General features: G+C 62.6%; 20 protein-coding genes. 2 read left to right on the top strand and 18 right to left on the bottom strand.

Annotation, left to right across the window (positions count from 1 at the left end; translation table 11 throughout):
* Positions 1-157: 157 nt before the first annotated feature.
* The 12 genes from LOY50_RS02040 to hutC form a co-directional block, all read right to left on the bottom strand.
* A complete protein-coding gene (locus LOY50_RS02040; RefSeq protein WP_258690215.1) occupies positions 158-1105 on the bottom strand; it encodes a choline ABC transporter substrate-binding protein in 948 nt (315 codons plus the stop codon).
* 298 nt (positions 1106-1403) lie between these two features.
* Positions 1404-2207 carry an N-formylglutamate deformylase gene (gene hutG / locus LOY50_RS02035; RefSeq protein ID WP_258690214.1) on the bottom strand — a complete coding sequence of 268 codons (804 nt, stop codon included), beginning with the start codon at positions 2205-2207 and terminating at the stop codon, positions 1404-1406.
* An 11-nt stretch (positions 2208-2218) separates the two neighbouring features.
* Complete coding sequence (gene hutI / locus LOY50_RS02030; protein ID WP_253471050.1) at positions 2219-3421, bottom strand: imidazolonepropionase; 1203 nt, start codon at positions 3419-3421, stop codon at positions 2219-2221.
* 110 nt (positions 3422-3531) lie between these two features.
* Entirely contained in the window at positions 3532-5064 is a 1533-nt protein-coding gene (gene hutH, locus LOY50_RS02025; protein WP_258690213.1) for a histidine ammonia-lyase, read from the bottom strand.
* A 129-nt stretch (positions 5065-5193) separates the two neighbouring features.
* A complete protein-coding gene (hutH, locus tag LOY50_RS02020; RefSeq protein WP_258691198.1) occupies positions 5194-6717 on the bottom strand; it encodes a histidine ammonia-lyase in 1524 nt (507 codons plus the stop codon).
* A gap of 175 nt (positions 6718-6892) precedes the next feature.
* Entirely contained in the window at positions 6893-7723 is an 831-nt protein-coding gene (locus LOY50_RS02015; RefSeq protein WP_003196894.1) for a glycine betaine/L-proline ABC transporter ATP-binding protein, read from the bottom strand.
* The gene (locus LOY50_RS02010; RefSeq protein WP_003186705.1) at positions 7720-8571 is read right to left on the bottom strand and encodes a proline/glycine betaine ABC transporter permease; all 852 of its coding nucleotides are present in this window, start codon (positions 8569-8571) and stop codon (positions 7720-7722) included. Before LOY50_RS02010 ends, LOY50_RS02015 begins: the two co-directional genes overlap by 4 nt.
* Before the next feature lie 71 nt (positions 8572-8642).
* Positions 8643-9611 (bottom strand): ABC transporter substrate-binding protein, encoded by a 969-nt coding sequence (locus tag LOY50_RS02005; RefSeq protein ID WP_003196892.1) that lies wholly within the window; start codon positions 9609-9611, stop codon positions 8643-8645.
* A 70-nt stretch (positions 9612-9681) separates the two neighbouring features.
* The gene (locus tag LOY50_RS02000) at positions 9682-11148 is read right to left on the bottom strand and encodes a cytosine permease (RefSeq protein ID WP_253471046.1); all 1467 of its coding nucleotides are present in this window, start codon (positions 11146-11148) and stop codon (positions 9682-9684) included.
* 148 nt (positions 11149-11296) lie between these two features.
* Entirely contained in the window at positions 11297-12985 is a 1689-nt protein-coding gene (gene hutU / locus LOY50_RS01995) for a urocanate hydratase (RefSeq protein WP_092222286.1), read from the bottom strand.
* A 527-nt stretch (positions 12986-13512) separates the two neighbouring features.
* Complete coding sequence (locus tag LOY50_RS01990) at positions 13513-14082, bottom strand: HutD family protein (protein WP_253471044.1); 570 nt, start codon at positions 14080-14082, stop codon at positions 13513-13515.
* Positions 14079-14789, bottom strand: a complete 711-nt coding sequence (hutC, locus tag LOY50_RS01985) for a histidine utilization repressor (RefSeq protein ID WP_214511053.1) — start codon at positions 14787-14789, stop codon at positions 14079-14081. Before hutC ends, LOY50_RS01990 begins: the two co-directional genes overlap by 4 nt.
* A gap of 143 nt (positions 14790-14932) precedes the next feature.
* Here hutC and LOY50_RS01980 point away from each other — a divergent pair, with 143 nt between their 5' ends.
* The gene (locus LOY50_RS01980; RefSeq protein WP_258690212.1) at positions 14933-16297 is read left to right on the top strand and encodes a formimidoylglutamate deiminase; all 1365 of its coding nucleotides are present in this window, start codon (positions 14933-14935) and stop codon (positions 16295-16297) included.
* Positions 16298-16417: 120 nt separating this feature from the next.
* Here the strand turns inward: LOY50_RS01980 and LOY50_RS01975 are convergent, their stop codons facing one another.
* Together LOY50_RS01975 and LOY50_RS01970 are read right to left on the bottom strand one after the other, a co-directional pair.
* On the bottom strand, positions 16418-16987 hold the full coding sequence (locus LOY50_RS01975) for a lipocalin family protein (protein ID WP_253471040.1): 570 nt from the start codon (positions 16985-16987) through the stop codon (positions 16418-16420).
* 31 nt (positions 16988-17018) lie between these two features.
* Complete coding sequence (locus LOY50_RS01970; RefSeq protein ID WP_003196877.1) at positions 17019-17273, bottom strand: hypothetical protein; 255 nt, start codon at positions 17271-17273, stop codon at positions 17019-17021.
* A gap of 283 nt (positions 17274-17556) precedes the next feature.
* Here LOY50_RS01970 and LOY50_RS01965 point away from each other — a divergent pair, with 283 nt between their 5' ends.
* Positions 17557-19449 (top strand): methyl-accepting chemotaxis protein, encoded by a 1893-nt coding sequence (locus tag LOY50_RS01965; protein ID WP_258690211.1) that lies wholly within the window; start codon positions 17557-17559, stop codon positions 19447-19449.
* Between the two features lie 111 nt (positions 19450-19560).
* On the opposite strand, the gene LOY50_RS01960 is transcribed toward LOY50_RS01965, so the two are convergent.
* The 4 genes from LOY50_RS01960 to LOY50_RS01945 form a co-directional block, all read right to left on the bottom strand.
* Positions 19561-20157, bottom strand: a complete 597-nt coding sequence (locus LOY50_RS01960) for a DUF924 family protein (protein ID WP_258690210.1) — start codon at positions 20155-20157, stop codon at positions 19561-19563.
* A gap of 3 nt (positions 20158-20160) precedes the next feature.
* Positions 20161-21171, bottom strand: coding sequence for a class 1 fructose-bisphosphatase (locus tag LOY50_RS01955; protein ID WP_018607993.1), 1011 nt, complete (start codon positions 21169-21171; stop codon positions 20161-20163).
* Between the two features lie 219 nt (positions 21172-21390).
* On the bottom strand, positions 21391-22767 hold the full coding sequence (locus tag LOY50_RS01950; RefSeq protein WP_258690209.1) for a DUF3999 domain-containing protein: 1377 nt from the start codon (positions 22765-22767) through the stop codon (positions 21391-21393).
* Positions 22764-26402, bottom strand: coding sequence for a DUF2339 domain-containing protein (locus LOY50_RS01945; RefSeq protein WP_258690208.1), 3639 nt, complete (start codon positions 26400-26402; stop codon positions 22764-22766). Before LOY50_RS01945 ends, LOY50_RS01950 begins: the two co-directional genes overlap by 4 nt.
* Positions 26403-26715: the final 313 nt, after the last annotated feature.

The raw sequence follows: 26715 nt of genomic DNA, 5'->3' as shown, positions 1-26715 counted from the left end.
AACACCACCTATTGAAATGTGGGAGCAAGGCTTGCCCGCGATGGCAGTGGTACATCCAATCGTTATGTCGACTGACACATCGCTATCGCGGGCAAGCCTTGCTCCCACAGATAAATCACTCCACCACAGATAAATCACCCCGCCACAGCCAAGCAGGTCAATTCTTGAGACTGGCCTGCACCGTCGCCACGCCATCCTTGCCGTCGAAGCTCGTGACTGCGGCCAGCCACTTCTGCAAATCCTCGGGATGATCGCGCAACCATTGCCGGGCGACGTCCTGGGGCGTCTTGCGTTCCATGATCGGCACCATCAACTGACTCTCCTGGGCGGCGGTGAAGGTGAGGTTTTCCAACAACCGGTTCACGTTCGGGCAGCGCTGGGAGTAGTCCGGCGCGGTCACGGTGGAGACCGTTGCGGCGCCTTCGTTCGGGCCATAGACATCTTCACTGCCGGTCAGGTAGGTGATGTTCATGTTGATGTTCATCGGGTGCGGGGTCCAGCCGACGAAGACCACGAACTCCTTGCGATTCACCGCCCGCTGCACCGCGGCCAGCATGCCCGCTTCACCGGATTCGATCAGCTTGAAGTCCTTCAGGCCAAAGTGGTTGGTTTCAATCAGGGTCTTGATGGTGGTGTTGGCCCCGCTGCCCGGCTCGATCCCGTAGATCTTGCCACCGAGCTGGTCCCTGAACCGGGCGATGTCGGCAAAGGTCTTGAGCCCCGCCGCCGCCACGTAGTCTGGAACAGCCAGGGTGGCCTGGGCGTCGGCCAGGCTTGGCTTGTCCAATACCTTCACTTGGTTGGCCGCCAGGAATGGCGCGATGTTCTTGTCCATCGCCGGCTTCCAGTAGCCCAGGAAAATGTCGAGACGCTTGTCGCGGATGCCAGCGAAGATGATCTGCTGCACGGCGCTGGTCTGCTTGCTGTCGTAGCCCAGCCCGGTGAGCAACACATCGGCCATGCCGCTGGTGGCGATCACGTCGGTCCAGTTGACCACGCCCATGCGCACGGTCTGGCACGACGCAGGCTCGGCGGCCATCGCCCCGGCGCTCAAGAGGGTGGTACCGCAGAGGATCGACAGACAGCGCTTGAACAGTCTTTTCATCGGGAAGGTCTCGTGCGGCAGCGGATTATTGTAGGTCGGTGTCTTGCTGCACCGTGCCCAAAACATTACGCAGCGCCGAGGGGCTGAAGATGAACTGTGGCGACTCGGTTTTGCACGGTGGCGACAGTTGCTCCCGAGACTCAAGGACAAAAACAAACCTGTGGCAAGGGGGTTCTGTGGGAGCAAGGCTTGCCCGCGATGAAAACAACGCGGTCTCTCTGAAACAGCGGCGCCTGTATCGCGAGCAAGCTTTGCTCCCACAGATAAGTCCCCTCGCTACAGGAGTATTGGTAGGTGTTTATTTCTTGTAAGCCTGCTGCCCCCACGCCAGGAAGCCTTCCAGCAGTTCCTTGAGCACCACCTGAGTCGGCGCCGCCAGGTCAGCGCGGTAGTTGAACGGTTCGAACTCTTCCATGTAGGTGCTCTGGCACAGTTCCAGTTGCACCGCGTGGATGTCTTCGGCCGGGTTGCCGTAGTGCCGGGTGATGTGTCCGCCCTTGAACCGCCCGTTGAGCACGTGGGTGAATTCACCGTGGCGAGCGCAGATGGCTTCGAGCTGGCCGGCCAGGGTCGGGTCGCAACTGGCACCGTTGAAGGTGCCGAGGTTGAAGTCCGGCAACTTGCCGTCGAACAGGTGTGGGATCACCGAACGGATCGAATGGGCATCGAACAGCAAGGCATAGCCGAACTCGGCCTTGAGCCGCGCCAGTTCCTGCCGCAGCGCCTGGTGGTAAGGCATCCAGACCTGTTGCAGATACGTCGCCCGCTCCTCGGCCGATGGCTCCAGCCCTTCGCGAAACAACGGCACGCCATCGAACAGCGTCGCCGGGTACAAACCGGTGGTGGCGCCGACGTACATCGGCTTGTCATCGGAGGGACGGTTGAGGTCGACGACGAACCGCGAGTACTCGGCGGCCAGGGTGCTGGCGCCCAGCTCGGCGGCAAATTCGTAGAGCCTTGGGATGTGCCAGTCGGTGTCTGGCAGGCTTTGGGCCTCGGGGATCAACCCGGCCTGTACCGCCGGGGTCAGGCGCAGGCCGGCGTGGGGCATGCTGATCAACAGCGGCACGCGCCCTTGCTTGAAATTCAGGACCTTCTCCACAACCGTTCTCCTCAATCGATTTCCACGCCGTGACGCACGACGCACTTTTCCAGATCGCCACCGAGCCAGTACGCCAGGTCGGCCGGGCGGTCGATGTGCCAGGCGACAAAGTCGGCGACTTTACCGACTTCCAGCGAACCGTGGGTCTCAGCCATGCCCAAGGCCTGGGCGGCATGAATCGTCGCCCCCGCCAGGGCTTCTTCCGGGGTCATCCGGAAACAGGTGCAGGCCATGTTCAACATCAGGCGCAGCGACAGCGCCGGCGAGGTGCCAGGGTTGAGGTCGCTGGCCACGGCGATTTTCACACCGTGCTTGCGCAGGGCCTCCATGGGCGGCAGTTGGGTTTCGCGCAGGAAATAAAACGCGCCCGGCAACAGCACCGCCACGGTGCCGGATTCGGCCATGGCCTTGGCATCGTCCTCGGTCATGAATTCCAGGTGATCGGCCGACAGCGCCTGGTAACGTGCCGCCAGGCTTGAACCGTGCAGGGATGACAGTTGCTCGGCGTGCAGCTTCACTGGCAGCCCCAGTTGTTGCGCGGTGATAAACACCCGCTCGACCTGCGCCGGGGAAAACGCCAGGTATTCGCAAAAGGCATCCACCGCATCCACCAGTCCTTCGGCTGCCAGGGCCGGAAGCATCTCGGTGCAGATGTGCTCGATGTAATCGTCGGCGCGATCCTTGTATTCCGGCGGCAAGGCGTGGGCCGCCAGGCAGGTGCTGCGCACGCTGACCGGCAACTCGGCGCCAAGGCGGCGGATGACCCGCAGGATCTTGCGCTCGCTGGCCAGGTCCAGGCCGTAGCCGGATTTGATTTCCACCGTGGTCACACCGTCGCGCATCAGGCTTGCCAGGCGTTTGGCGGCGCTGGCGAACAGCTCGTCTTCACTGGCGGCGCGGGTGGCGCGCACGGTGCTGGCGATGCCGCCACCGGCGGCGGCGATCTCGGCGTAGCTGACGCCTTGCAGGCGCTGCTCGAACTCACCGCTGCGGTTGCCGCCAAATACCGCGTGGGTGTGACAGTCGATCAGCCCCGGCGTGACCCAGGCCCCCTTGAGGTCGTTGACCGCCGGGTAGTCACCCGTCGGCAATTCGGCACGCGGGCCGATCCATTGGATGTGCTCGCCCTGGGTAACGATGGCGGCGTCTTCGATGATCGAGTAGACGCCCTGGGCCATGGTGGCGGCGTGGCAGTTTTGCCAGAGGGTTTTCATCCCGGTTTCCTCGTCGCATTCAAAATCGAATCGCGAGCAAGCTCGCTCCCACAGGGATCAAGGTGTACCCAAAATCCCCTGTGGGAGCGAGCTTGCTCGCGATGAGGCCCTTACAGGCTCGGCAACAACTGCGCCGTGACCAGCTCGTTCAGGCACCGGCTCGCCAGCAATTCACTGGCCGCATTGATGTCCGGCGCAAAGAAGCGATCCTTCTCGTAAAACGGCACTTGCGCACGCAACAGCCCCCGCGCCCGTTCCAACTTCGTGGAGGTCTTCAAACCGCCGCGCAGGTCCAGCCCCTGGCAAGCCGCGAGCCATTCCACCGCGAGGATCCCACGGGTGTTCTCGGCCATTTCCCACAGACGCTTGCCAGCGGCCGGGGCCATGGAGACGTGGTCTTCCTGGTTGGCCGAGGTCGGCAGACTGTCCACCGAATGGGGATGGGACAGCGCCTTGTTTTCACTGGCCAGGGCCGCCGCGGTGACCTGGGCGATCATGAAGCCGGAGTTCACCCCGCCATTGGCGACAAGGAACGGCGGCAGTTGCGACATGTGCTTGTCCATCATCAACGAAATGCGGCGCTCGCTCAGGGAGCCGATTTCGGCAATCGCCAAGGCCATGTTGTCGGCCGCCATCGCCACCGGTTCGGCGTGGAAGTTGCCACCGGAAATCACGTCGCCCTCGGCGGCGAACACCAGCGGGTTATCCGACACCGCGTTGGCCTCGATCACCAGCACCTCGGCGGCCTGGCGGAACTGGGTCAGGCAGGCGCCCATCACTTGCGGTTGGCAGCGCAGGGAGTACGGGTCCTGAACCTTGTCGCAATTCTGGTGCGAATCGGAAACTTCGCTGCGCTCGCCCAGCAGATCGCGGTAGGCAGCGGCGGCGTCGATCTGGCCTTTCTGGCCACGGGCAGCATGGATGCGTGCATCGAATGGCGAACGCGAGCCGAGCACCGCTTCCACCGTGAGGCCGCCCAGGGCCAGGGCACTGGCAAACAGGTCTTCGCCTTCGAACAGGCCACGCAGGGCAAACGCGGTGGACACCTGGGTGCCGTTGAGCAGCGCCAGGCCTTCCTTGGCGGCCAGGGTCAGCGGCGCGAGGCCAGCCACTTTCAGCGCGTCGACGGCCGGCAGCCATTCGCCCTTGTAGCGGGCCTTGCCTTCGCCCAGCAGCACCAGGGACATGTGGGCCAGCGGCGCCAGGTCACCGGACGCACCGACCGAACCCTTGAGCGGAATGTGCGGGTAGACCTCGGCATTGATCAGCGCAATCAGCGCATCGATCACCTGCCGACGGATGCCGGAAAAACCGCGGCTCAGGCTGTTGACCTTGAGCACCATGACCAGCCGCACCAGCGCATCGCTGATCGGCTCGCCCACGCCGGCGGCATGGGACAGCACCAGGGAGCGCTGCAGGTTTTCCAGGTCTTCGCTGGCGATGCGGGTCGAGGCCAGCAGGCCGAAACCGGTGTTGATGCCGTAGGCGGTGCGGTTCTCGGCAAGGATCTGTTCAACGCAGGCGACACTGGCCTCGATCTGCGCCGACGCGCTGGCGTCGAGGCTCAAGATCACGGGTTGCTGATAGATGTCACGCAATTGAGCCAGGCTCAATTGGCCGGGAATCAGGTTTAAGGCAGTCATGTATTGCTCCTTTTGAGAGTTTTGTTTTTACCCGCCAGTCGCTCCGGAACGTTCCGTTATCCGTCACCTTCGCCTTTTGGGCGATGCTTTATGGGCAATAGGTGCCTTGGCACGCTGGCGCTTTTTTGATCAATTCAAATTCGGTAATACGCTGTGCAGCACGCTCGGGTCTTTAAGCAGGCCGGCGGCACTGGCGATGTCCGGCGCCAGCCAGCGATCCTGGTCGTAGGCCGGCACGCGCTCGCGCAACAGTTTCCAGGCGATGTCGGTGCCGGCGCCGAAGCGCTGAGCCTTGAGAAACTCAAAGGCCTGGGCCGCCAGCAGGTATTCGATGGCGAGTATCTGCGTGCAGTTTTCCAGCGCCCGGTGCAGCTTCAGGGCGGCGTTGGTGCCCATGCTCAAATGGTCTTCCTGCAACCCGGAGGTGACGAAATTATCGAGCACCGCCGGTTGCGCCAGTTGCTTGTTCTCCGCGCACAACGACGCGGCGACGTATTGCACGATCATCATCCCCGAGTTCACCCCGGGGTTGGCCACCAGGAAGGCCGGCAGACCGCTGACGTGGGGGTTGATCAAGCGGTCGAGGCGACGCTCGGCGATGGAGCCGATCTCAGCCATGGCAATCGCCAGCAGATCCGCCGCCAAGGCGACTGACTGGCCGTGGGGATTGGCCTGGGACATGACCCGGAAGTTCTCCGGCGTCCCCAGCAGCAGCGGATTATCGGTCACTGCGTTGAGTTCGGTTTCGATCTGTTGCCGGGCGTGGGCCAACTGGTCGCGAGCCGCGCCGTGCACCTGGGGAATCGAGCGGATACTCAAGGCGTCCTGGGTGCGAATGCCCAGGCTCGCGGCGATGACTTCGCTGCCGTCGAGCAACGCCCGCAAATTGCTCCCGACCTTCTGCATGCCCGGGTGCGGCTTGAGTGCAATGACGTCGGCATCGAACGCGGCAATCTGCCCGCGCAGTGCCTCGAAACTCATCGCGCCGATCACGTCGGCCCATTGCACCAACCGCGTCGCATCGGCCAGGGCCAGGCAGCTCAGACCGGTCATGCACGGTGTGCCGTTGACCAGGCACAAGCCGTCCTTGGCACCCAGTTGCACCGGTTGCAAACCCTCTGCGGCCAGGGCCTGTTGCGCCGGGACTATTTGCCCGTGATAGCTGACCTGGCCGACGCCCAGCAGCGCGATGCCGATGTGGGCCATGTGGGTCAGGTAACCCACCGAACCCTGGGACGGCACTTGCGGTGTGATGCCGCGATTGAGCAGCGCCAGCAGCGCTTCGACCACCCGGCGATGGATGCCGGACTTGCCCTGGCTGTAGTTGTGAATGGCGGCGCAGATAATCGCCCGGGTCTGTTCATCGGAAAGCGGCGCACCGACGCCACAGGCATGGCTGAGCAAGGTGTTGCGCGACAGTTGGCTGAGTTGTTCGTCCTTGAGCGAAACATTGCACAAGGCCCCCAGGCCGGTGTTGACGCCATAGGCGCGCTCGCCGCTTACGACGATGCGCTGGACGATGGCCTGGGCATTGTCGATCCGCGCCCACGTCTCAGTCGATAACTCGAGCACAGCACCAAAGCGCGCGACGGCGACGACGTCCTGCCAACGCAACGGAGCGCCGGTGATTACAATTTTTTCAGCCTGGGACATCTTCAACCTCATGAAAAATTCATTTCAGCATCACATCTGGCTTAAGGCATAGCCTTTGTGGCGAGGGAGCTTGCTCCCGCTGGACTGCGCAGCAGGCCCAAAAGAAGCGGCCGCTGCGCGCCCGAGCGGGAGCAAGCTCCCTCGCCACAAAAGCGCGCCGACCACCACAAATCCCTCAAACCACCGCCGCCCGCCGTTGCACAAACCGATCGACATACTCATCCGCCGGCGAGTGCAGGATCTCGCGCGGTGTGCCGACCTGGATCAGCTTGCCGTCCTTGAGAATCGCGATGCGGTTGCCAATGCGCACGGCCTCGTCGAGGTCGTGGGTGATGAAGACGATGGTCTTGTGCAGGGTCTTTTGCAGCTCCAGCAACTGGTCCTGCATTTCCGCGCGGATCAGCGGGTCGAGGGCGCTGAAGGCTTCGTCCATCAGGATGATGTCGGTATCCGCCGCCAAGGCCCGGGCCAGGCCGACGCGCTGGCGCATGCCGCCGGAGAGCTGGTGCGGGTATTTGTTCTCATAGCCCTTCAGGCCCACGGTATCGATCCAGTGCAACGCCCGCTCGGCGCACACCTGCTTGCTCTCGCCGCGCACTTTCAAGCCATAGGCGACGTTGTCCAGCACGCTCTTGTGGGGCAGCAGGCCGAAGCTCTGGAACACCATGCTGATCTTGTGCCGGCGAAATTCGCGCAGGGCGTCCATGTCCAGTTGCAGGATGTCTTCGCCGTCCACCAGGATCGCGCCGCTGGTAGGGTCGATCAGCCGGTTGAAATGGCGCACCAACGTGGACTTGCCGGAACCGGACAGGCCCATGATCACGAAGATCTCGCCAGTGCCGATACTCAGCGACAGGTCGTTCACGCCGACCACGCAACCGGTTTCGGCCAGCACCTGGTCCTTGGTCTTGTTCTGGCGGATCAGCTCCAGGGCTTCCTTGGAGCGATTGCCGAAAATCTTGAAGACATTCTTGACTTCGATCTTGCTGATGGCTGCGTTGCTCATTTGCTCACCTCGTGCCGAGGACGACCATAGGCCTGGGTAATGCGGTCGATGACCACGGCGAGAATCACGATCGCCAGCCCGGCTTCCAGGCCGCGTCCGACGTTGAGGGTCTGGATGCCCACCAGCACGTCTTCACCCAGGCCACGGGCGCCGATCATCGAGGCGATGACCACCATCGACAGGGCCATCATGGTGGTCTGGTTGATCCCGGCCATGATGCTCGGCAGGGCCAGGGGCAGTTGCACGCCGAACAGCTGTTGCCAGCGGTTGGCGCCAAAGGCGTTGATGGCTTCCATCACTTCGCCGTCCACCTGGCGAATGCCCAGGTCGGTCAGGCGAATCAGCGGCGGCGCGGCGTAGATCACCGTGGCGAAAATCGCCGGGACCTTGCCCAGGCCAAACAGCATCAACACCGGAATCAGGTACACGAAGCTCGGCATGGTCTGCATGATGTCCAGCAGCGGCATCAGCACCGAACGCAGGCGATTGCTGCGTGCCGAGAGAATGCCCAGCGGAATGCCGATCAACACCGAGATCAGCGTCGCCACCAGCATCAGGGCGAGGGTCTGCATCAGTTTGTCCCACAGGCCCACCGCACCCACCAGGAACAACAGGCCGACGATCACCGCCGTGGCGACGACCTTGCGGGTGGCGTGCCAGGCAATGCCGCCGACGATGGCCAGCATCAGCCACCAGGGCGCCATGCGCAGCAGGCCTTCGAGGTTGACGATGGCCCACAGCAGGGTGTCGGAGATCTGCCGGAACACATCGCCATAGTTGGTCACCAGGGCGTCGACCCAACCGTTGACCCAGTCGGCGATGGAGAAGGTAAAGCTTTCGGGAAACATAAGAGACTCTCGATCAAGTGGATGCGGTGAACGTCCCGGCCAGCCCTACGGTTGGCCGGGAAGTATTCGACCTACAGAGCCGCGTCGATTTTCTTGGCAGCGTCTTCGCTTACCCAGGCGTGCCAGACTTCAGGATGTTCCTTCAGGAAGATCTTCGCCAGTTTCGGCGACTCGATTCGTTCCTTGGCCATGCGCCCGAGGTTCTGGTTCAGGATATCGATCGGCAGGTTGACCTTTTCCAGCACCGTCACCAATTCAGGTGCCTCGTCGTGGAAGGTCTTGGACAGGCCGACCTTGATGCTCACGCTTTTATCCACGCCCGGTTTTTCTTCCAGTTTCACCAGGTCCACCTGGCCCATCAGCGGCGTTGGCGACCAGTAGTAGAACAGGATCGGCTCGCCACGCTTGTAGCTCGACAGCACCGCGGCATCCAGCGCTGGGCCGGTGCCTGGGCGGAAGTTGGTGTAGGTTTTTTCCAGGCCATAGCTTTTCAGCATTTCGCTGTTGTCCAGCTCGCAGGTCCAACCGGCCGGGCAGTTGTAGAAACGGCCCTTGGACGGCTCTTCCGGGTCCTTGAACACGGCGGCGTACTGGCCCAGGTCAGCGATGTTCTTCAGGCCTGGCGCCTTGGCTTCGAGTTTGCGCTTGGCGTCGCCTTCAACCACGTAGCGCGGCACGTACCAGCCTTCGATGGCGCCCACGACCGGGGCACCGACGCCGACTACCTTGCCGGCCTTCTCGGCCTTGTTCCAGACTTCACTGCGGCCGACCCACTCTTCGGCAAACACCTGGATGTCGTTGCTGCTCAGGGCATTCTCCATGGTGATGGAGTTGCCTGGCAGGCTGTCGGTCTTGCAGTCGTAGCCTTTTTCCAGCACCACTTGCAGGACGTCGGTCAGCAGCATGGCGCTTTCCCAGTTCAGGCCGGCGAACTTCACCGGTTTGCCCGACTCGCACCAACCCGCCGCTTGCGTGGCGCCGGCGCTGGCCAGCAGGCCCATGGAAAGCAATGTGGTCAGCAGGGTCTTGTTCGACTTCATTATGTGACGCTCCTAATCAGTTGGATTGGCTTACGGCAGTCAAGAGGCATCCAGCCCTGTCAACGTCCCATCAGACCGCTTGGATGCGGCCCGCCCTGCTCGGTTGTGCGTCAACCGTGTCCTGCTCGAGCGGCAGGATCAATTGATCGGGTACAGCGCTGTGCCACTTCTTGGCGACGACGTAATACAGCGCCGCCGGAACCACCAGACCGATGATCCAGGAAATATCCACACCGCCCATGGCCGCCACCAGCGGACCGGTATAGAACTTGGTGGCGATAAACGGCAGTTGAACCAGGACACCGAAGACATACACGCTGAGGCCGAGGGCGTTCCAACGACCGTAGCGACCGTTCGGGTCGGCCAGTGCCGGCACGTCATAGCGCTCGCGAGTGATGCAGTAGTAGTCCACCAGGTTGATCGCGCTCCAAGGCGTAAAGAACGCCAGCAAGAACAGGATGAAAGACTTGAACGCACCGAGGAACGAGTGCTGGCCGAGCAGCGCGATCAGCGTCGCAGCGCCGACGATGACCAGCACGAAGACCAGGCGCTGCAGGCGCGTAACGTTCAGGTGACCACGAAAACCGCTGATGATGGTCGCGATGCACATGAAGCTGCCGTAGGAGTTCAGCGTGGAGATGGTGACCTTGCCGAATGCGATGCTGAAATACAGCAGCGCAGCGGTGGCGCCGGTCCCCCCCAGGCCCACGATGTAGGCCACTTCGTGACCCGCGAACTGCCCATTGGCCGAGGCCGCGGCAAACACGCCGAGGATCATCGCCACCTGTGCGCCGATGACTGAACCGGCGCCTGCGGCAAAAAAGGTTTTCACCGAAGAGGTCTTGCTCGGCAGGTAACGCGAATAGTCCGCCACGTAGGGGCCGAAGGCGATCTGCCAGGATGCCGCGAGCGACACCGCAAGCAGGAAACTGCTCCAGCTGAAATGGCGGATTTGCAGGAGTGCGCCAACGTCCGTCTGACTCATCAGCCGAGCGAACAGGTAAACAAAGGCGATCACACCAATGATGCTGGCGACACGGCCAATGAAGTGAATCACCCGATAACCGAGCACCGTGACCAGCACGATGACACTGGCGAAAATGAGGATGCCGACACTGTCGCTGACGCCAAACAACTGGCCCAGCGCCTGGCCGGAAAGCACGGTTCCCGTTGCGGTGAAACCCAGGTACATCAGGCACACCAGCACGATCGGGATGGCCGCGCCATACACACCAAACTGCACCCGGCTGGAGATCATCTGCGGCAGGCCCAGCTTGGGCCCTTGCGCGGCATGCAACGCCATGACGCCACCGCCGAGCAGTTGGCCGATCAGCAAACCGATCAACGACCAGAACACATCACCGCCCAGCACCACCGCCAATGCGCCGGTGACAATTGCAGTGATTTGCAGGTTGGCCCCCATCCAGAGGGTGAACTGGCTCAACAATCGGCCGTGTCTCTCCGTTTCCGGGATGTAGTCGATCGAACGTTTCTCGATCAACGGCTTGCTGCTTGCACGTGTGCTGGTGACAGCCATGGTTCAACCTCTGTGGATTGTTCTGCAATTCAATTGCGCCGCGCCCCTGTGGGAGCGAGCTTGCTCGCGATGAGGGCGTGTCAGTAGACGGAACCGGTACTGATCCACCGCTATCGCGAGCAAGCTCGCTCCCACAAGGGATCCGGGATTATTTGCCGGTAATCATCGGCAGGTTCAGCCCCTGTTCCTTGGCGCAATCAATGGCGATCTGGTAACCGGCATCGGCATGACGCATCACGCCAGTCGCCGGATCGTTGTGCAGCACGCGGGCAATGCGCTCGGCCGCTTCGTCGGTACCGTCGCAGACGATCACCATGCCCGAGTGCTGGGAGAAGCCCATGCCGACGCCGCCACCGTGGTGCAGCGACACCCAGGTCGCGCCGCTGGCGGTGTTGAGCAAGGCGTTGAGCAACGGCCAGTCGGAGACCGCATCGGAACCGTCCTGCATGGATTCGGTTTCACGGTTGGGGCTGGCCACGGAACCGGAGTCCAGGTGATCGCGACCGATGACGATCGGCGCCGACAATTCGCCGCTACGGACCATCTCGTTGAACGCCAGGCCCAGCTTGGCGCGCTGGCCCAGGCCAACCCAGCAGATACGTGCCGGCAAGCCCTGGAAGCTGATGCGCTCGCGGGCCATGTCCAGCCAGTTGTGCAGGTGGGCGTCGTCGGGGATCAGTTCCTTGACCTTGGCGTCGGTCTTGTAGATGTCCTGCGGATCACCGGACAGCGCGGCCCAGCGGAACGGGCCGATACCGCGGCAGAACAGCGGACGGATATAGGCCGGTACGAAGCCTGGGAAGTCGAAGGCATTTTCGACGCCCTCTTCCTGGGCCATCTGGCGGATGTTGTTGCCGTAGTCGAAGGTCGGCACGCCCATTTTCTGGAAGGCCAGCATGGCTTTGACGTGGACGGCCATCGATTGCTTGGCGGCCTTCACCACAGCGGCGGGTTCGGTCTTGGCGCGGGCACGGTACTCGTCCCAGGTCCAGCCGGCCGGCAGGTAGCCATTGAGTGGGTCGTGGGCGCTGGTCTGGTCGGTGACCATGTCCGGGCGCACACCACGACGGACCATTTCCGGCAGGATTTCGGCAGCGTTCCCACACAACGCGATGGAAATCGCCTTGCCTTCGGCGGTGTATTTCTCGATGCGCGCCAGGGCGTCGTCGAGGTCGGTGGCTTGCTCGTCGACATAGCGGGTTTTCAGGCGGAAATCGATGCTCACCTGCTGGCACTCGATGTTCAGCGAGCACGCACCGGCCAGGGTCGCGGCCAAGGGTTGCGCACCGCCCATGCCGCCCAGGCCGGCGGTCAGGACCCAACGGCCCTTGAGGTTGGAGTCGTAGTGCTGGCGACCGGCCTCGACGAAGGTTTCATAAGTGCCTTGCACGATGCCCTGGCTGCCGATGTAGATCCAGCTCCCGGCGGTCATCTGGCCGTACATGGCCAGGCCCTTGGCGTCGAGTTCGTTGAAGTGCTCCCAACTGGCCCAGTGCGGCACCAGGTTGGAGTTGGCGATCAGTACGCGAGGGGCGTTGCTGTGGGTCTTGAACACGCCCACCGGCTTGCCGGATTGCACCAGCAGGGTTTCGTCGTCATTCAGGTTGGTCAGGCTTTCGACGATCTTGTCGTAGCACTCCCAGTTGCGCGCCGCGCGGCCAATGCCACCGTAGACCACCAGCTCCTTGGGGTTCTCGGCCACTTCCGGGTCGAGGTTGTTCATCAACATGCGCAGCGGCGCTTCAGTCAGCCAGCTCTTGGCGGTCAGCGTGTTACCGCGAGGGGCACGGATTTCAACGTCACGGTATTTTTCAGGTTTGCGGGTAGCGTCGGTCACAGCAAAAACTCCTCAGCGATCAATCCAGACCAGCCCGGGCAGTGGGCAGCGATTTAGCGAACGTTGCGTTGAATATCGGTGACTCATACGCATACGTCTTTACTTGTATGTACAAGCATATGCAATCAAGCGGCCAACTTGTTGAAGGCGATGTTCAGGAACGGTTGGGGAATTGGCTGAAAGCCTTGTGATTTATGGGCTGCTGAGCTGCATGAAATTTTTGAAGAGGGTTTTCGAGAGGGAAATCGGAGGGGCCCAGAAGCGTGGTATTGCGCCACGCTGGGGCGTTCGGTAACAAGTTGGTGCGCGGGCAGGGAACAATGAGCGCGCTTTTTGTGGCGAGGGAGCTTGCTCCCGCTGGGCTTTTGTAGGAGCTGGCGAAGCCTGCGATCTTTTGATCTTTCGCTTGGGATTCAAGTGTCTTTGGAAAGATCGCAGCCTCGTTGCACTCGACAGCTCCTACACAGCTCCTACAGGCCCAGCGGGAGCAAGCTCCCTCGCCACAAAAGCTCTGTCGCAGGACTTCTTTAGTGGGCCGTCAGCTCAATCACGCAGCATTGACCGTGAGTGGAGACATCCACCAACCCGCTGTTGCCGCTCAGTTGCAAGCAGTCGTAGAGGCCCAGGTCCACAGCGGACTCACCGATCTTGATAGCCAGTCCCGGAGCGGCACTGAACACCAGCACCGTTTGCGCGTCACTGAAAAACCGCTGCTGGCCGCCCAACCACTGCAACCGCGCGCGGTAACGTTGCGGCGCGTAGATCAGGTTGAAGTCGCGAATCGGTCCGCCCAGCAGTGTGCAAAACACATGGCTCTCGCCGCTGAACGTAAAAGGGTCCAGCGGATGCAAAGCCCGCGTGACTTGGCCATCGACGTTCAGTGTCATGCCGCTCCCTTGCAAGACACTGATGACCCGCTCGTAACCGGCGAAGGTGGAGAAACCGCCCGACTCACCGATGTCGGCAATCGACAGGCGCCAGCCGAAACCTTCCAGGCCGGCGCCGGCATCGCGAGTGATTTCCTCAGTGCTGCCGCCACCGTTTTTCCACGGCATGCGTGGGTAGTCTGCCGCGCGCAAAACCTTCAAATGGCTCATTTATGAAAGCGCCCTTCCAGACTGTGACGGGAGCCCGGATGGATCAGGCGTGCGGCGGTCACCGGCTGGCGCCCGGACCAGGTACGACGGCGGATCAACAGGCACGGCTCGCCCTTTTCGATCTGCAGCAACTTGCATTCACTCGGCTCGGCCAGGATCGCCTCGACCACATGCTCGCCTTCGGTCAGCGGCGCGACCTGGTTCAGATAGGCGTAGGGCGTTTGCACGGTGAAGTCCTGCTTGAGGTATTCAGGCGCCACCAGTGCGTTGACGAAGCGGTCCTCGATTTGCACGGGGATGTCGTTCTCGAAATGCACGATCAGCGAATGGAACACTTTCTGGCCTTCGCGCATATCCAGGGCCAGGGCCCGCTCGGAACCGGCCGCCTCTTCTTCCAGGGTGATGACCTTGCAAGTGTGCCGATGACCACGGGAGGCAATTTCGTCGGCGATGTTATGCACTTCGAACAACGCGGACTGGCTCTTGGGCTCGGCCACGAAGGTGCCGACACCCTGCATGCGCACCAACAGGCCGTCGGCGGTCATTTCCCGCAGCGCACGGTTGATGGTCATGCGACTGAAGCCCAGTTGGCTGACCAGTTCGCTTTCCGACGGCACGCGGTAATGCGGCGGCCAGTTTCCACTGTCGATCTGCTGGGTGATCATCTGTTTGACGCGGGCGTACAGGGGGGCCGGACTGTCACCCATGTTTGCGGCCAGCGGCGGTTTGGCAGGCGGAGTCGACACGGCGGTTCCTTGTTCTGCGGATAAGAATGCTAGCTTGCCGGAGTTTACCGGCCAGGCAAACGTCTGTATATGTATATACAAATTACGCACGATGAGGTTGAACCATGTCCGCCTTCTTTGCCGAACGCGCGCTGCTGCCTAGTGGATGGGCCCATGACGTACGTCTTGAGGTCGATGCCGAAGGCGTCCTGACCCATATCCAGGCCGGCTCCCACGCAGACGGCGCCGAACGGCTGGGCGGTCCGCTGTTGCCGGGTATGCCGAACCTGCACTCCCATGCCTTCCAACGGGCCATGGCCGGGCTGGCGGAAGTGGCGGGCAATCCCAACGACAGTTTCTGGACCTGGCGCGACTTGATGTACCGCCTCGTCGGAAAAATCAGCCCCGACCAACTCGGTACCATTGCCCGCCAGCTGTACATCGAAATGCTCAAGGCCGGCTACACCTCGGTCGCCGAATTCCACTATGTGCACCACGACACCGATGGCGCGCCCTACGCCGACCCGGCGGAGCTGGCCCTGCGCATCAGCCACGCCGCCAGCGCTGCCGGCATCGGCCTGACGCTGCTGCCGGTGCTTTACAGCCACTCCGGTTTTGGCGGCCAGGCCCCTAACGACGGGCAGCGCCGGTTCATCAACAGCACCGAAAACTACTTGAAGCTTCAGTCGCGCTTGCAGCCGATCCTGGCCGGGCTGCCGTCCCAGGCGCTGGGTCTGTGCTTCCACTCGCTGCGTGCCGTGACGCCCGAGCAGATCCAGGATGTGCTGGCCGCCAGTGACCGCGAGTGCCCGGTGCACATTCACATTGCCGAGCAGCAGAAGGAAGTCGACGACTGTCTGAGCTGGAGCGGCGCCCGTCCGCTGCAATGGCTGTACGAAAACACCGAAGTCGACCAGCGCTGGTGCCTGGTCCACGCTACCCACGCCAACGCCCAGGAAATCAGCCTCATGGCCAGGAGCCGGGCGATTGCCGGCCTGTGCCTGACCACCGAAGCCAACCTGGGGGACGGGATTTTCCCGGCCGTGGATTTCCTCGCCGAGGGCGGGCGCCTGGGGATCGGCTCTGACAGCCATGTGTCATTGAGCGTGGTCGAAGAATTGCGTTGGCTGGAATATGGCCAGCGCCTGCGGGATCAACGGCGCAACCGCTTGTATCGAACGGATCAGCCGATGGTCGGCCGCACCTTGTTCGATGCGGCGCTGGAAGGCGGTGCCCAGGCCCTGGGGCAACCGATCGGCGCCCTCGAAATCGGCAAGCGCGCCGACTGGCTGGTGCTCGATGGCAGCGACCCATATCTGGCCACGGCCCAGGGCGACGGGATCCTCAATCGCTGGCTGTTTGCCGGCGGCGATCGCCAGGTACGCGATGTGATGGTCGGCGGCCGGTGGGTGGTGCGCGATGGGCGGCATGCGGGCGAAGAGCAAAGCGCCCGGGCGTTTACCCAGGTCCTGCGCGACCTTCTGGGCTGACCCAATCAACCCTGTGGGAGCGAGCTTGCTCGCGATAGGGCCATTACCTTCAACCTACAGGTTGACTGAAAGTCCGCTATCGCGAGCAAGCTCGCTCCCACATTGGCTTTCGGGTGGCAGTTAGTCCGAGGTTTTGGCCATCTGTCGATCCGACGCGCGCCAGATCAGGCGTGTGGTGTCGTAACCCTGCTGGCGTGCCTTGCTCAGCAGCTCCTCGCGCACGACGCTATTGACGGTCGGCGTACGGGACAGCAGCCACATGTAGCGACGGCTTGGGTCGCCGACGATGGCGGTCTTGTAGTCATCGCTGACGTACAACACCCAGTATTGCCCTTTCGCCACGCCCGGCACGATCCGCGAAAACCAGTTATCGAACTCGACCCAGAGCTTGTCGGTCTTGCCCGGCACCTGCGGCGTGGCGGTGCCCCTGGCTTCTTCCCACTGCCAGTCCGAGGTCAGGCAGCGATTGAGCACTCCCACACTGCCGTCTGGCTTGAGGGTGTAGTGAGCTTCCGATTGCGCGCAATTGCGCTGGAAATACATGGGCAGGCGGGCCAACTCATACCAGGTCCCTTGGTAGCGCTTGAGATTGACGCTGTTGACCGTCTTGGGTGACAGCGGATCTTCGCCAGAAGTGGCACAGCCAGCCAAAATCAGGCCAGCCAAAAGCACAAAAACTAACCGCATCATTATTTTTCTCCCGCGGGCACGTGGCCCCGGTTTACTTCAGGCCTTGGCCGGAAAACATCAACACTTTGTCACCGGCGTACTGCACGCTGATAAAGCTTTTCTGGTCGCCCCAGGTACAGCTGGACATGCCGAGCGCGCCCGAACAATCGGTCGGTTTCCCCAGTAACGTTTCGACTTCGGACTTGGGCATGCCAGCCGACAGCTTCGAGTAGTTTTCCTGGTTGACCTTGCTGCATGCAGTCAATACGACACACACAAACAACAAGGCGATAGATCGCAGCGACATGGTGTAACTCCTGGAACGGAAGGGGGCTGGCAGGTGCCAACCAGAAGCTTAGAAGAGAAAACCCCTATCTGGTTCCCCGACGCCCCCGGTATTTATTGGGCCTGGGCAGGTGTTTCATCAATGAAACACCTACTTTGTGACGGCGTCGTGCATTTCGTCGGAATTGAACCGCTACCGGCTGATGGGATGGTCTGGCGCGCCGATAAAAAGAAACAGCGCAAACTACTGCGTTATGGCAAATTGACATCCAGTCCTGACCCGTCCCTCCGCGGTAGTGTTATTAATGACCAGAAACATGAAATTCAGCCATAAAATCCTGTTGGCTGCCGCCCTCGTGGTGGCCGTCGCATTCGCCTGTTTCATCCTGTTCAACGACTATCGTCAACGCCAGAGCTTGAACGCCAGCACCGAAACCTCCATGCAGGAACTCGGCAACCTGACCAGCCGCAACATCCAGACGTGGGTCGACGGCCGCATCCAGTTGCTGCAATCGCTGGCCCAGCAGATTGCCGTGGACGGCAGCAGTGCCGACAGCCTCAAGCGCGCCGTGGGCCTGCCGGCCTACACCAGCAATTTCCAGCTCAGTTATTTTGGTGGCACCGACGGCGTGATGTTCTCGGTACCGGCCGGCAATCGCGCCGCCGATTACGACCCCCGCGCCCGCGGCTGGTACAAGGCCGCCAACAGCGCACAGCAAACCATCGTCACCGAACCCTACATCGCCGCCTCGTCGGGCAAGCTGGTGATCACCGTCGCCACTGCGGTGCAGCGCCAGAACCAGATGATCGGCGTGGCCGGCGCGGACATCGACCTGTCCAGCATCAGCGCTATCATCAATTCGCTGAACTTCGGCGGCCACGGCCACGCGTTCATCGTCAGTGCCGACGGCAAGATCCTGATCCACCCTGACAGCAAGCGCGTGCTCAAGACCCTGGCCGAGGCCTACCCTAACGGCGCGCCTCAAATCAGCCCGGGCGTGAAAGAAGTCGATCTCGACGGCAAGACCCAATTCATCTCCTTCACCCACGTCAACGGCGTGCCAGGAGCCGACTGGTACGTGGCACTGGTGCTCGACAAGGACACCGCGCTGGCGATGCTCAGTGAGTTCCGTACGTCGGCGCTGATCGCCATGGTCATCGCCGTGGTGTTCATCATCGCCCTGCTCGGCATGTTGATCCGCGTGCTGATGCAACCGCTGCTGACCATGGGCCGCGCCATGCATGACATCGCCGAAGGCGAAGGCGACCTGACCCGGCGCCTGGTCATCCACGGCCAGGACGAATTCGGCGCGCTGGGGACTTCGTTCAACCGCTTTGTCGAGCGCATTCATACCTCGATCCGTGAAGTGGCCTCGGCCACCGGCCAGGTCAACGAAGTCGCCCTGCGCGTGGTCAGCGCGTCCAACTCGTCGATGTTCAACTCCGACCAGCAGGCTTCGCGCACCAGCAGCGTGGCCGCGGCCATCAACCAGCTCGGTGCCGCCGCCCAGGAAATCGCCCAGAACGCCGCCCTCGCCTCGCAACATTCCAGCGATGCGCGCAGCCTGGCTGAAGATGGCCAACAAGTGGTGGATAAAACCATCGCGGCCATGCAGCAGTTGTCGGCCAAGATCAGCGATTCGTGCGGCAACATCGAAACCTTGAACAGCAACACCGTGAACATCGGCCAGATTCTTGAGGTGATCACCAGCATTTCCCAGCAGACCAACCTGCTCGCCCTCAACGCCGCCATCGAAGCGGCCCGTGCCGGTGAAGCCGGACGCGGCTTCGCCGTGGTGGCCGATGAAGTGCGCAACCTGGCCCACCGCACCCAGGATTCGGCGCAGCAAGTGCAGAAGATGATCGAAGAACTGCAAGTTGGCGCCCGGGAAGCGGTACTGACCATGACCGACAGCCAGCGCCAGAGCGAAAGCAGCGTCGGCATCGCCAACCAGGCCGGCGAACGCCTGGGCAGCGTGACCCAGCGTATTGGTGAAATCGACGGCATGAACCAGTCCGTGGCGACCGCCACCGAAGAACAGACCGCCGTGGTGGAGTCAATCAACGTCGACATCACCGAGATCAACACCCTGAACCAGGAAGGCGTGGAAAACCTGCAAGCCACCTTGCGGGCCTGTGCCGACCTGGAGCAGCAGGCGGCGCGGTTGAAGCAGTTGGTGGGTAGCTTCCGGATCTAGTCTGGAAGGGCCCCATCGCGAGCAAGCTCGCTCCCACACTGGATTTCCATTCGCTGAAAGTCCTGTGGGAGCGAGCTTGCTCGCGATAGCGGCATCAGCCTCGCTAAAAACTCAGAACCTGGACCCAGGCCGGTTCAAGAATTCCAGTTCCTCAGCCGTGGACTCGCGCCCCAACACCGCATTGCGATGGGGAAAGCGCCCAAACCGGGCAATGATCTTCTGATGCCGTTCGGCATAGTCCAGGTTGTCTTCAAACACCGCCCGCTGCGCCTCCGGCTGGTCTCGCACCAGGTCGATAAACCGCGACACGGCCTCGTTCTGCACCGCGAGGTTTTCGCAGTGTTCGAGCACGAGGTAGATGAATACGCGTTGGATCGGTTTGAGTTGCCGGTCGAAATCCGCTGCCATGCCCTGGGCCACCAGCGCTTGGGCACGCAGGTCACCGGAGAAGGCCTTGGGGGTTTCGCGAAAGATCATTCGCGGGAGTTGATCGAGTAGCAGCACCAGGGCCAGCCAGCCTTCCGGGCGTTGCGCCCAGTCGGTCAATTCGCCGGCCAGTGCCAGCTCGACCTGATCGCCAAAGCGCTCGTTGGCCTGGCGATCATGGCGTTTGCCGAACCACAGCTTGCCTCTGTCAGCCGATATCTCGTCCGGTGTCTTGGCTGAACCAAACCACCAATCGAGCAACGGCTGCCAGGGCTCGGCCATGATTTATTCCTTGTGGTAGGCCGTGGCGCGCGCCACTTCTTCTTTCGAGCCAAGGAACACGGCCACGCGCTGGTGCAGGCCTTCAGGCTTGATATCGAGGATACGCTGGTGGCCGTCGGTGGAAGCGCCGCCCGCCTGTTCCACCAGGAACGACATCGGGTTGGCTTCGTACATCAGGCGCAGTTTGCCCGGCTTGGACGGCTCACGGCTGTCGCGCGGGTACATGAACAGACCGCCACGGGTCAGGATACGGTGCACATCGGCAACCATCGCGGCGACCCAGCGCATGTTGTAGTTCTTTTTCAGCGGGCCTTCTTCGCCCGCCAGCAACTCTTCAACGTAGCGTTTTACCGGGGCTTCCCAGTGACGCTGGTTGGACATGTTGATGGCGAATTCCTGGGTGGTTTCAGGAATGGTGATGTCTTCGTGGGTCAGTACGAAGCTGCCCATTTCGCGGTCCAGGGTGAAGCCCTTGACGCCGTCGCCCAGGGTCAGCACCAGCATGGTCTGAGGGCCGTAGATGGCATAGCCGGCGGCGACCTGCTCGGTGCCTGGCTGCAGGAAGGCCTTTTCATTCAAGGCTTCGTTCTGGCTCAGGTATTCATTCGGGCAACGCAGTACCGAGAAGATGGTGCCAACCGGTGCGTTGATGTCGATGTTCGACGAACCGTCCAGTGGGTCAAACACCAGCAGGTAGGCACCCTTGGGGTATTTGCCCGGGATCTGGTAGGCATTGTCCATTTCCTCGGACGCCATGCCGGCCAGGTGACCGCCCCATTCGTTGGCTTCGAGCAGGATTTCGTTGGACAGCACGTCGAGCTTCTTCTGCACTTCGCCCTGCACGTTTTCAGTGCCCATGCTGCCCAGGACACCACCCAGCGCGCCTTTGGAGACGGCGTGGCTGATTTCCTTGCACGCACGCGCCACCACTTCGATCAAAAAGCGCAGATCGGCAGGGGTGTTGTTGCTGCGGGTCTGCTCAATCAAATAGCGACTCAAGGTAACGCGGGACATGGACGGCTCCGAAGAATAGGGGACGGAAAAACCAGCGCAGTTTAGCGCGAGTCGGGACTTAATTCCTCCTATGAGACGGGATATGGAGGATTGAGTTCACGGGGTGGGGCTCGCTTGGGTAATTCTGTTGGTTGAGAGGGCGCCATCGCGAGCAAGCTCGCTCCCACAGTTGACCGAGTTGTTCTATTGTGGGAGCGAGCTTGCTCGCGATGAATCACCTCAACTCTTGACCGGCGGCTTGCGCAACAGGCTGAACGCCATCGCCGCGAGGAACAGCACGCTGAGCAGCAGCACCGCCCACAAGCCGATTTTCTTCCAGTTGGTCTCGACCGTCGCAGGCGTGGTTACCGTGGCCGCAGCCGGGGTCGACGTGGCTGCGCCGTTCACGGTCGCCGTACCCAGCGTCGCCAGCCGTGACGGCTTGTAATCGGGCACCAGCGTGGTCAAGGGCAAGCTGGCCGCTTTCACGGTTGCGCTGCCCAGGGCCAGGCTGTAGGGCCCTTCGCCGCGCGCCAGGAACACCACCTGGGTCGGACGCACGGCAAAGCGCAGGGCCGGGGCTTCGCTACCCAGGCCGCCGCCACGCTCGTCCACGGTCAATTTCAATTGCTGCACGGTCTGGCCGGACAGTTGCAATTGGTTTTGCAGCACATCCTGGCCGTTCTGGGTCAGGCGATAGAGCAAGCCACTGCCCAGCGGTTGCCACGGATGGCTGCTTTCACGGCGACCGGCCAGGGTCACCGGCGCCAGACTGTTGGCTTGGCTCAGCTCGACCTGCACCTGCTCGATGTTCAGCCCCATGGGCAACTGCCAGGTGTATTCACCGGCCTTCGTGGTGCTGCCGGCCAATGGCTGCGACCATGCCAACGGCAACGGCAGGCTTTCGCGACTGGCGCTTTGCAGCTGGGCCGAAGTCAGGATCGGCGCGGAGGACGGCGAATCCCACAACAATCGCAGGTAACGCGCCGATTGCCCCGGCAAGCTCACTTCATGCTGCTCGACCCGCTCATCGGCAAAGGTCAAGCGCGCCACCTGGCCTTCGCCCCACGACTGCCAGTGTTGCAAGTCGTCACTGGCTTCGATGGTGAACCGCTGGAAACCGTCGCGCTCACTGGTCCAGTCGAGGACCAACTGCTGCAACGGCGCCTTGAGCGCGCTGGCATCCAACAACCAGCCACGCAACTCCTCCTCCCCTGCTTCGAGCCGGCTGGAGGGTTGGACTTCCACCAAGGTACCGTTGGCGTTCGATTGCACCCGCACACTCGGCGCGCGCTCATCGTCATCGGCGGCGTTGTACAGCGGGAACCACTTCACGTCGGTGAGGGTGCGGTTTTCCCGGCTCTGGGCCGACTCACGCACCAGGGCATAGGCCTGGGCCTGGCCGGCCGCGTTGAAGACCCGCAGATCGCTCAGGTCGGTCTGGCGCGCCTGCAACTGCACGTCCAGCGGCAACGGCAGACGATACCACGGCCCCTCGCCGCTCAAGGCCAACGGCACCTGATGGGAGAAATCCGCCGGTTGCTCCTGGGCTACGGCCGACAATGCCGTCCATAACCCCACCACACCCAGCCCGATTCGACTCAACTTGCGACTCAAGATGACACTCCCTCACTGACAGGCATAGGCGGCTCATCCTGCGCGACCGTCTCCGGGCGCTTGGGCGGCAGCGGCGCAAAATAGCCCACTACCAGCAGCAACACGCCTACACCGATAAACGAAACAATCCGCGCCAGACCGCCACGGTTACTCAATTCGACAAAGAACAGCTTGGCCACGACCACGGCGATCAACGCCGCACCGATCAGCCACACTTCACGACGGTGGCGCACATGCCCACCGATCATCAGCCCCAGGGCGATCAGGGTCCAGACAATGGACAACCCGGCCTGCACGAACATCGACTCGAGCAGCGCGTCCAGCTCGTACGGGACATCCATCCACTGGTGGGCAGTGCGCATCACCAGGGCGGTGAAGAACGCGAACAGCGACACACCGGCGATCAACTGGGCGATGCGCCCGACGCGATTCCAACGGTTCGTCGATTGCTCCACGGCGTTACGGGCCCACACATAGATGCCGAACAAGGCGAACAGCAGGCCCAGCTCCAAGGGATTGAGCAACGGCACATACGGCAGTGGCTCTGAGTTGCCATCGCTGAAGGTGTTGGTCAGCCAGAACCAACCGAGCATCAACAGCGCCATCGGCGCCGCTGCGTAGACACGGTACTCGCGCGGTTGGGCCGATACCGGCCACGGCAAGGTACGCGGCGTGGCCATCAGCACCAGGTACAGGCCTGGCAGGATCGCCCAGGCCAGCCAGCGCCAGGCGTTGTACTGCTCGGACAGCAACAGCAGGCCGTAACGCAACTCCAGCATCAACACCGCCATCAGCAACCAGCAACCGAGCACGTGGGCCGTACTGCGCGCCGGGGCCGGCAGCATCGGCGCCAGGCGCTTGAGGGAAAGGAAATGCACGGCAAATACCGCCAGCCAGACCAGCCAGCCGAAATTCGCGGCCGGGTGATAGTGGCTGTGCCCCGTTGCCACCAGCACACAGCCCGCCGCCGGAATCAGCAAGGTGCACAGCAGCCCCAGCGCCGTCCATTTCAACCGCTGCGCCAGGACCGTCCACACCGCCACGCTGATCGCCGCGACCAGCAGCAGCCAGCTGCCTTGCAGGTTCGCCGGGGCAAAGCGCAAGACTTCGCTGACCCACGCCAGCGCCCACCAACCGGCGCCCCAGATCAGCAGCAACTCGGACAAGCGCTGCAAGCTCAAGGCCTCGAGTTCCCGCGCCGCGTGCGCCCGTTGCAGGCGCCATGCGCCCACCAGGGCTGCCAGCCCCAGCACCAGCGGCGTCCAGAAGCCGCTATGGGCCAGCGGTCGCAGGTCCTCGGCGTTGAGCGGCCCCAACAGCGCCGGCCCCGCGGTCAGGAACGCCGCACCGCCCAGCAGTTGCAGCAGCAGGCCGAAGACAAAACTCACGCGCTGTTTCAGGTACAGGCTCAGCCAGATGATCAACAGGCCGCTGGCCGCCCACACACCACTCGCCGTTTGCCACGGCAGGACGAACAGCACCGCAAGGTTGATCAGCACCAACCCCGCCAGCAACACCACCGACAAGCCGCGCAGCAACCGGACATCGTTGCGCACCATGTCGTCACGTGCCGCCAGCAACATGCCGCCAATCAACGCCAGGCCGATCAGCGAGGCGCTGAGCAAACCGCTCCAGCCCGCGCTGAACACCGCCGCCGAATCCCCCTCGGCGCCTTGCAAGCGCAGCAGGAACAGCGCGCCGCCGAGCAATTGCACCCCAAATGCGCTGAACAGGAAGCTGCGCGACTGCAGGCGCAGGCCAACAAACAGCGTTGCCAACCCAGCCAGGGCCCAGGCGATGGCGGTGCCGTGGGTGAAGAAGAACAGTGGTGCCAGCAGATAGAGGAAACTCAACCCCAGCACAGCCAGCACCGGCAGGCCTTGGCGCTCCCAATGGGCGCTGTGTCCGGGCTCAGCCTTGTGCAGTTGGTAGAAGGTGAACAGCAAGGCGCCGCCGAGCATCAACGCACCCAGCGCAGACCCATCGAGCAGGCTGCCGTCGCCGATACGCAATTCGCTGACGAACGCCAGTGCCGAGCCCAACTGCAGCAACAAGGCAAAAGCCCGGGCGAATGGGCGCTGCTGGCGCAGGCCCAGCCAGAAGATCCCTGCGCCCTCCACGGCCCACGCCGCTGCGGTCCAGCGGGCGTCGAGCCCCAAAGGGATCGCCAGGCTGGCAAAAATCACCCCCAGGGCAAGGCAGGTTTCCGCCAGCAGCAGGGCGCGACCGCCCATCAATACCCGCGCCAGGCCCATGTAGATCATGCCCAGGGCCAGGGCGCTGAACGCAGCGGCGAACTCGAAATGCTGCACCAACGCGAACTGCAAGCCGAAACCCACCAGCGGCGGGCCGAACAGCATGGTGCCGTCCACGTAATCGCCCTTGCGCGCCGACCAGTGCAACAGCGCGTCGCGGCTGGCGTCTTCGGGAGCATCGCTCATTTCCAGCAACTTGCGCCGGGTAAACAGCAAGCCAATCGCCAGGTAGATGAGGAAGAACAGGATCAGGAACGGTTCGGTGCTCCAGAGCAGTTCCGGTGTGTAGGAACGCATGCCCCAGGCGAAACCGATGCCGAAGGTGCCGACAAAACCGATCAGGTTGAGCAGGCGCCAGGCCTTGAACCAGGCAATCGCAAGGATGCCGGCGTTGAGCAGGATGAAATAGCTGAACAGCGCGACGTGGTTGCCACTGCCGGTGGAGGTCAGGATCGGCGCGGCAAACCCGCCCAGCGCCGCAGCCGCAGCCAGGCCCAGGGCGTTCTGGGTAATCGCCAGGATTGCCGAGAACACCGTCACCGCGACCAGCAAGCCCAGGGCCGCCTTGGAGTCGAGCAACGGATGCAGGCGCATGGCCGCGAACACCGTCAGGTACAGCACCGCGATCCCGGTGCCCTGGAGCATAAGCGCATAGTTGCTGTTGCGTTGGCGCAACCACCAGCCCAGGCCCAACAGGCCCAACGCACTGGCCGCGACGCCGGCGTAACGCAATTCGATCGGCACCACCATGCCTTCGGTGGCATAGCGCAGCAAAAACGCCAGGCCGAGGAACAACAGCACCACGCCGACCCGCAGCACAGTGTTGCCACCGAACAGCCAGTTGCGCGCGCCAATCACGGCGCGGTCGAACAGATTCGGGCCGCGGGGGGCCGCGGGTTTCGAAACCCTCGGTTCCAGGGGCATCGGTTCCAGGGGCAGCGGCGCGAAGTCGCGGTCGGCATGCCGACTGGTCGTGGTCGGCGCGGGTTTCCAAACGTCATCGGGCAACGGCTGGCTGGCTTGGGAGGCCATCGTGGGAACGGGCTCGAGATCTGGCGGCAACTCCCAGACCAGCCCTGGCTCGGTGCGCGCTTCGGGCTTCGCGGCCTGGGGCACGACAACCTCGGGCGCTGGCGCAGGCTCACTCGACGCGGCAACGGCCCCGCGCTCGAACACTGCCAGGCGTGCCTCCAACGTGAGTAAGCTCTGCTGGGCCTCCTGCAACAAGATCTGTTGCTTGGCCGCCTGGATACCCAGGCGCCCCAATCGAAACGACTGGGCGATGCCAAGCCCCACCAAGGCGCCTATCAGCGCATCGGCGAACGACTCGTCCACCACCCAGCCGAGTGCCAGGCCCAACAGCGTCAAGATCCATTGCATGGTCGATATCCCTAAGCGGCCCGTTGCGGGCGTAACCGGGGTGATGCGGTGCCTGGATCAGCCTAGTGGACCCCCCCAAACCCTGCGGGAGCGAGCTGTGTGGGAGCAAGGCTTGCTCGCGATCCAGGCGCTGCGGTCCTTAAGAGACCGCGGCGTTTTCATCGCGGGCAAGCCTTGCTCCCACACAGCTCGCTCCCACATTGGATTGTTGGCACTTCCAGTGCTGAGCCCGGCCACATAGCCCGGCGAAACTGGCGCCTAGTATATCGACGAAGCCCAACCGCCGTTGGGCTTCGCTCACATTTCTTACAGC

The organism is Pseudomonas sp. B21-010 (assembly GCF_024749325.1).
Taxonomy (GTDB): Bacteria; Pseudomonadota; Gammaproteobacteria; order Pseudomonadales; family Pseudomonadaceae; genus Aquipseudomonas; species Aquipseudomonas kilonensis.
This window is presented reverse-complemented; position numbering and strand designations above follow the sequence as displayed.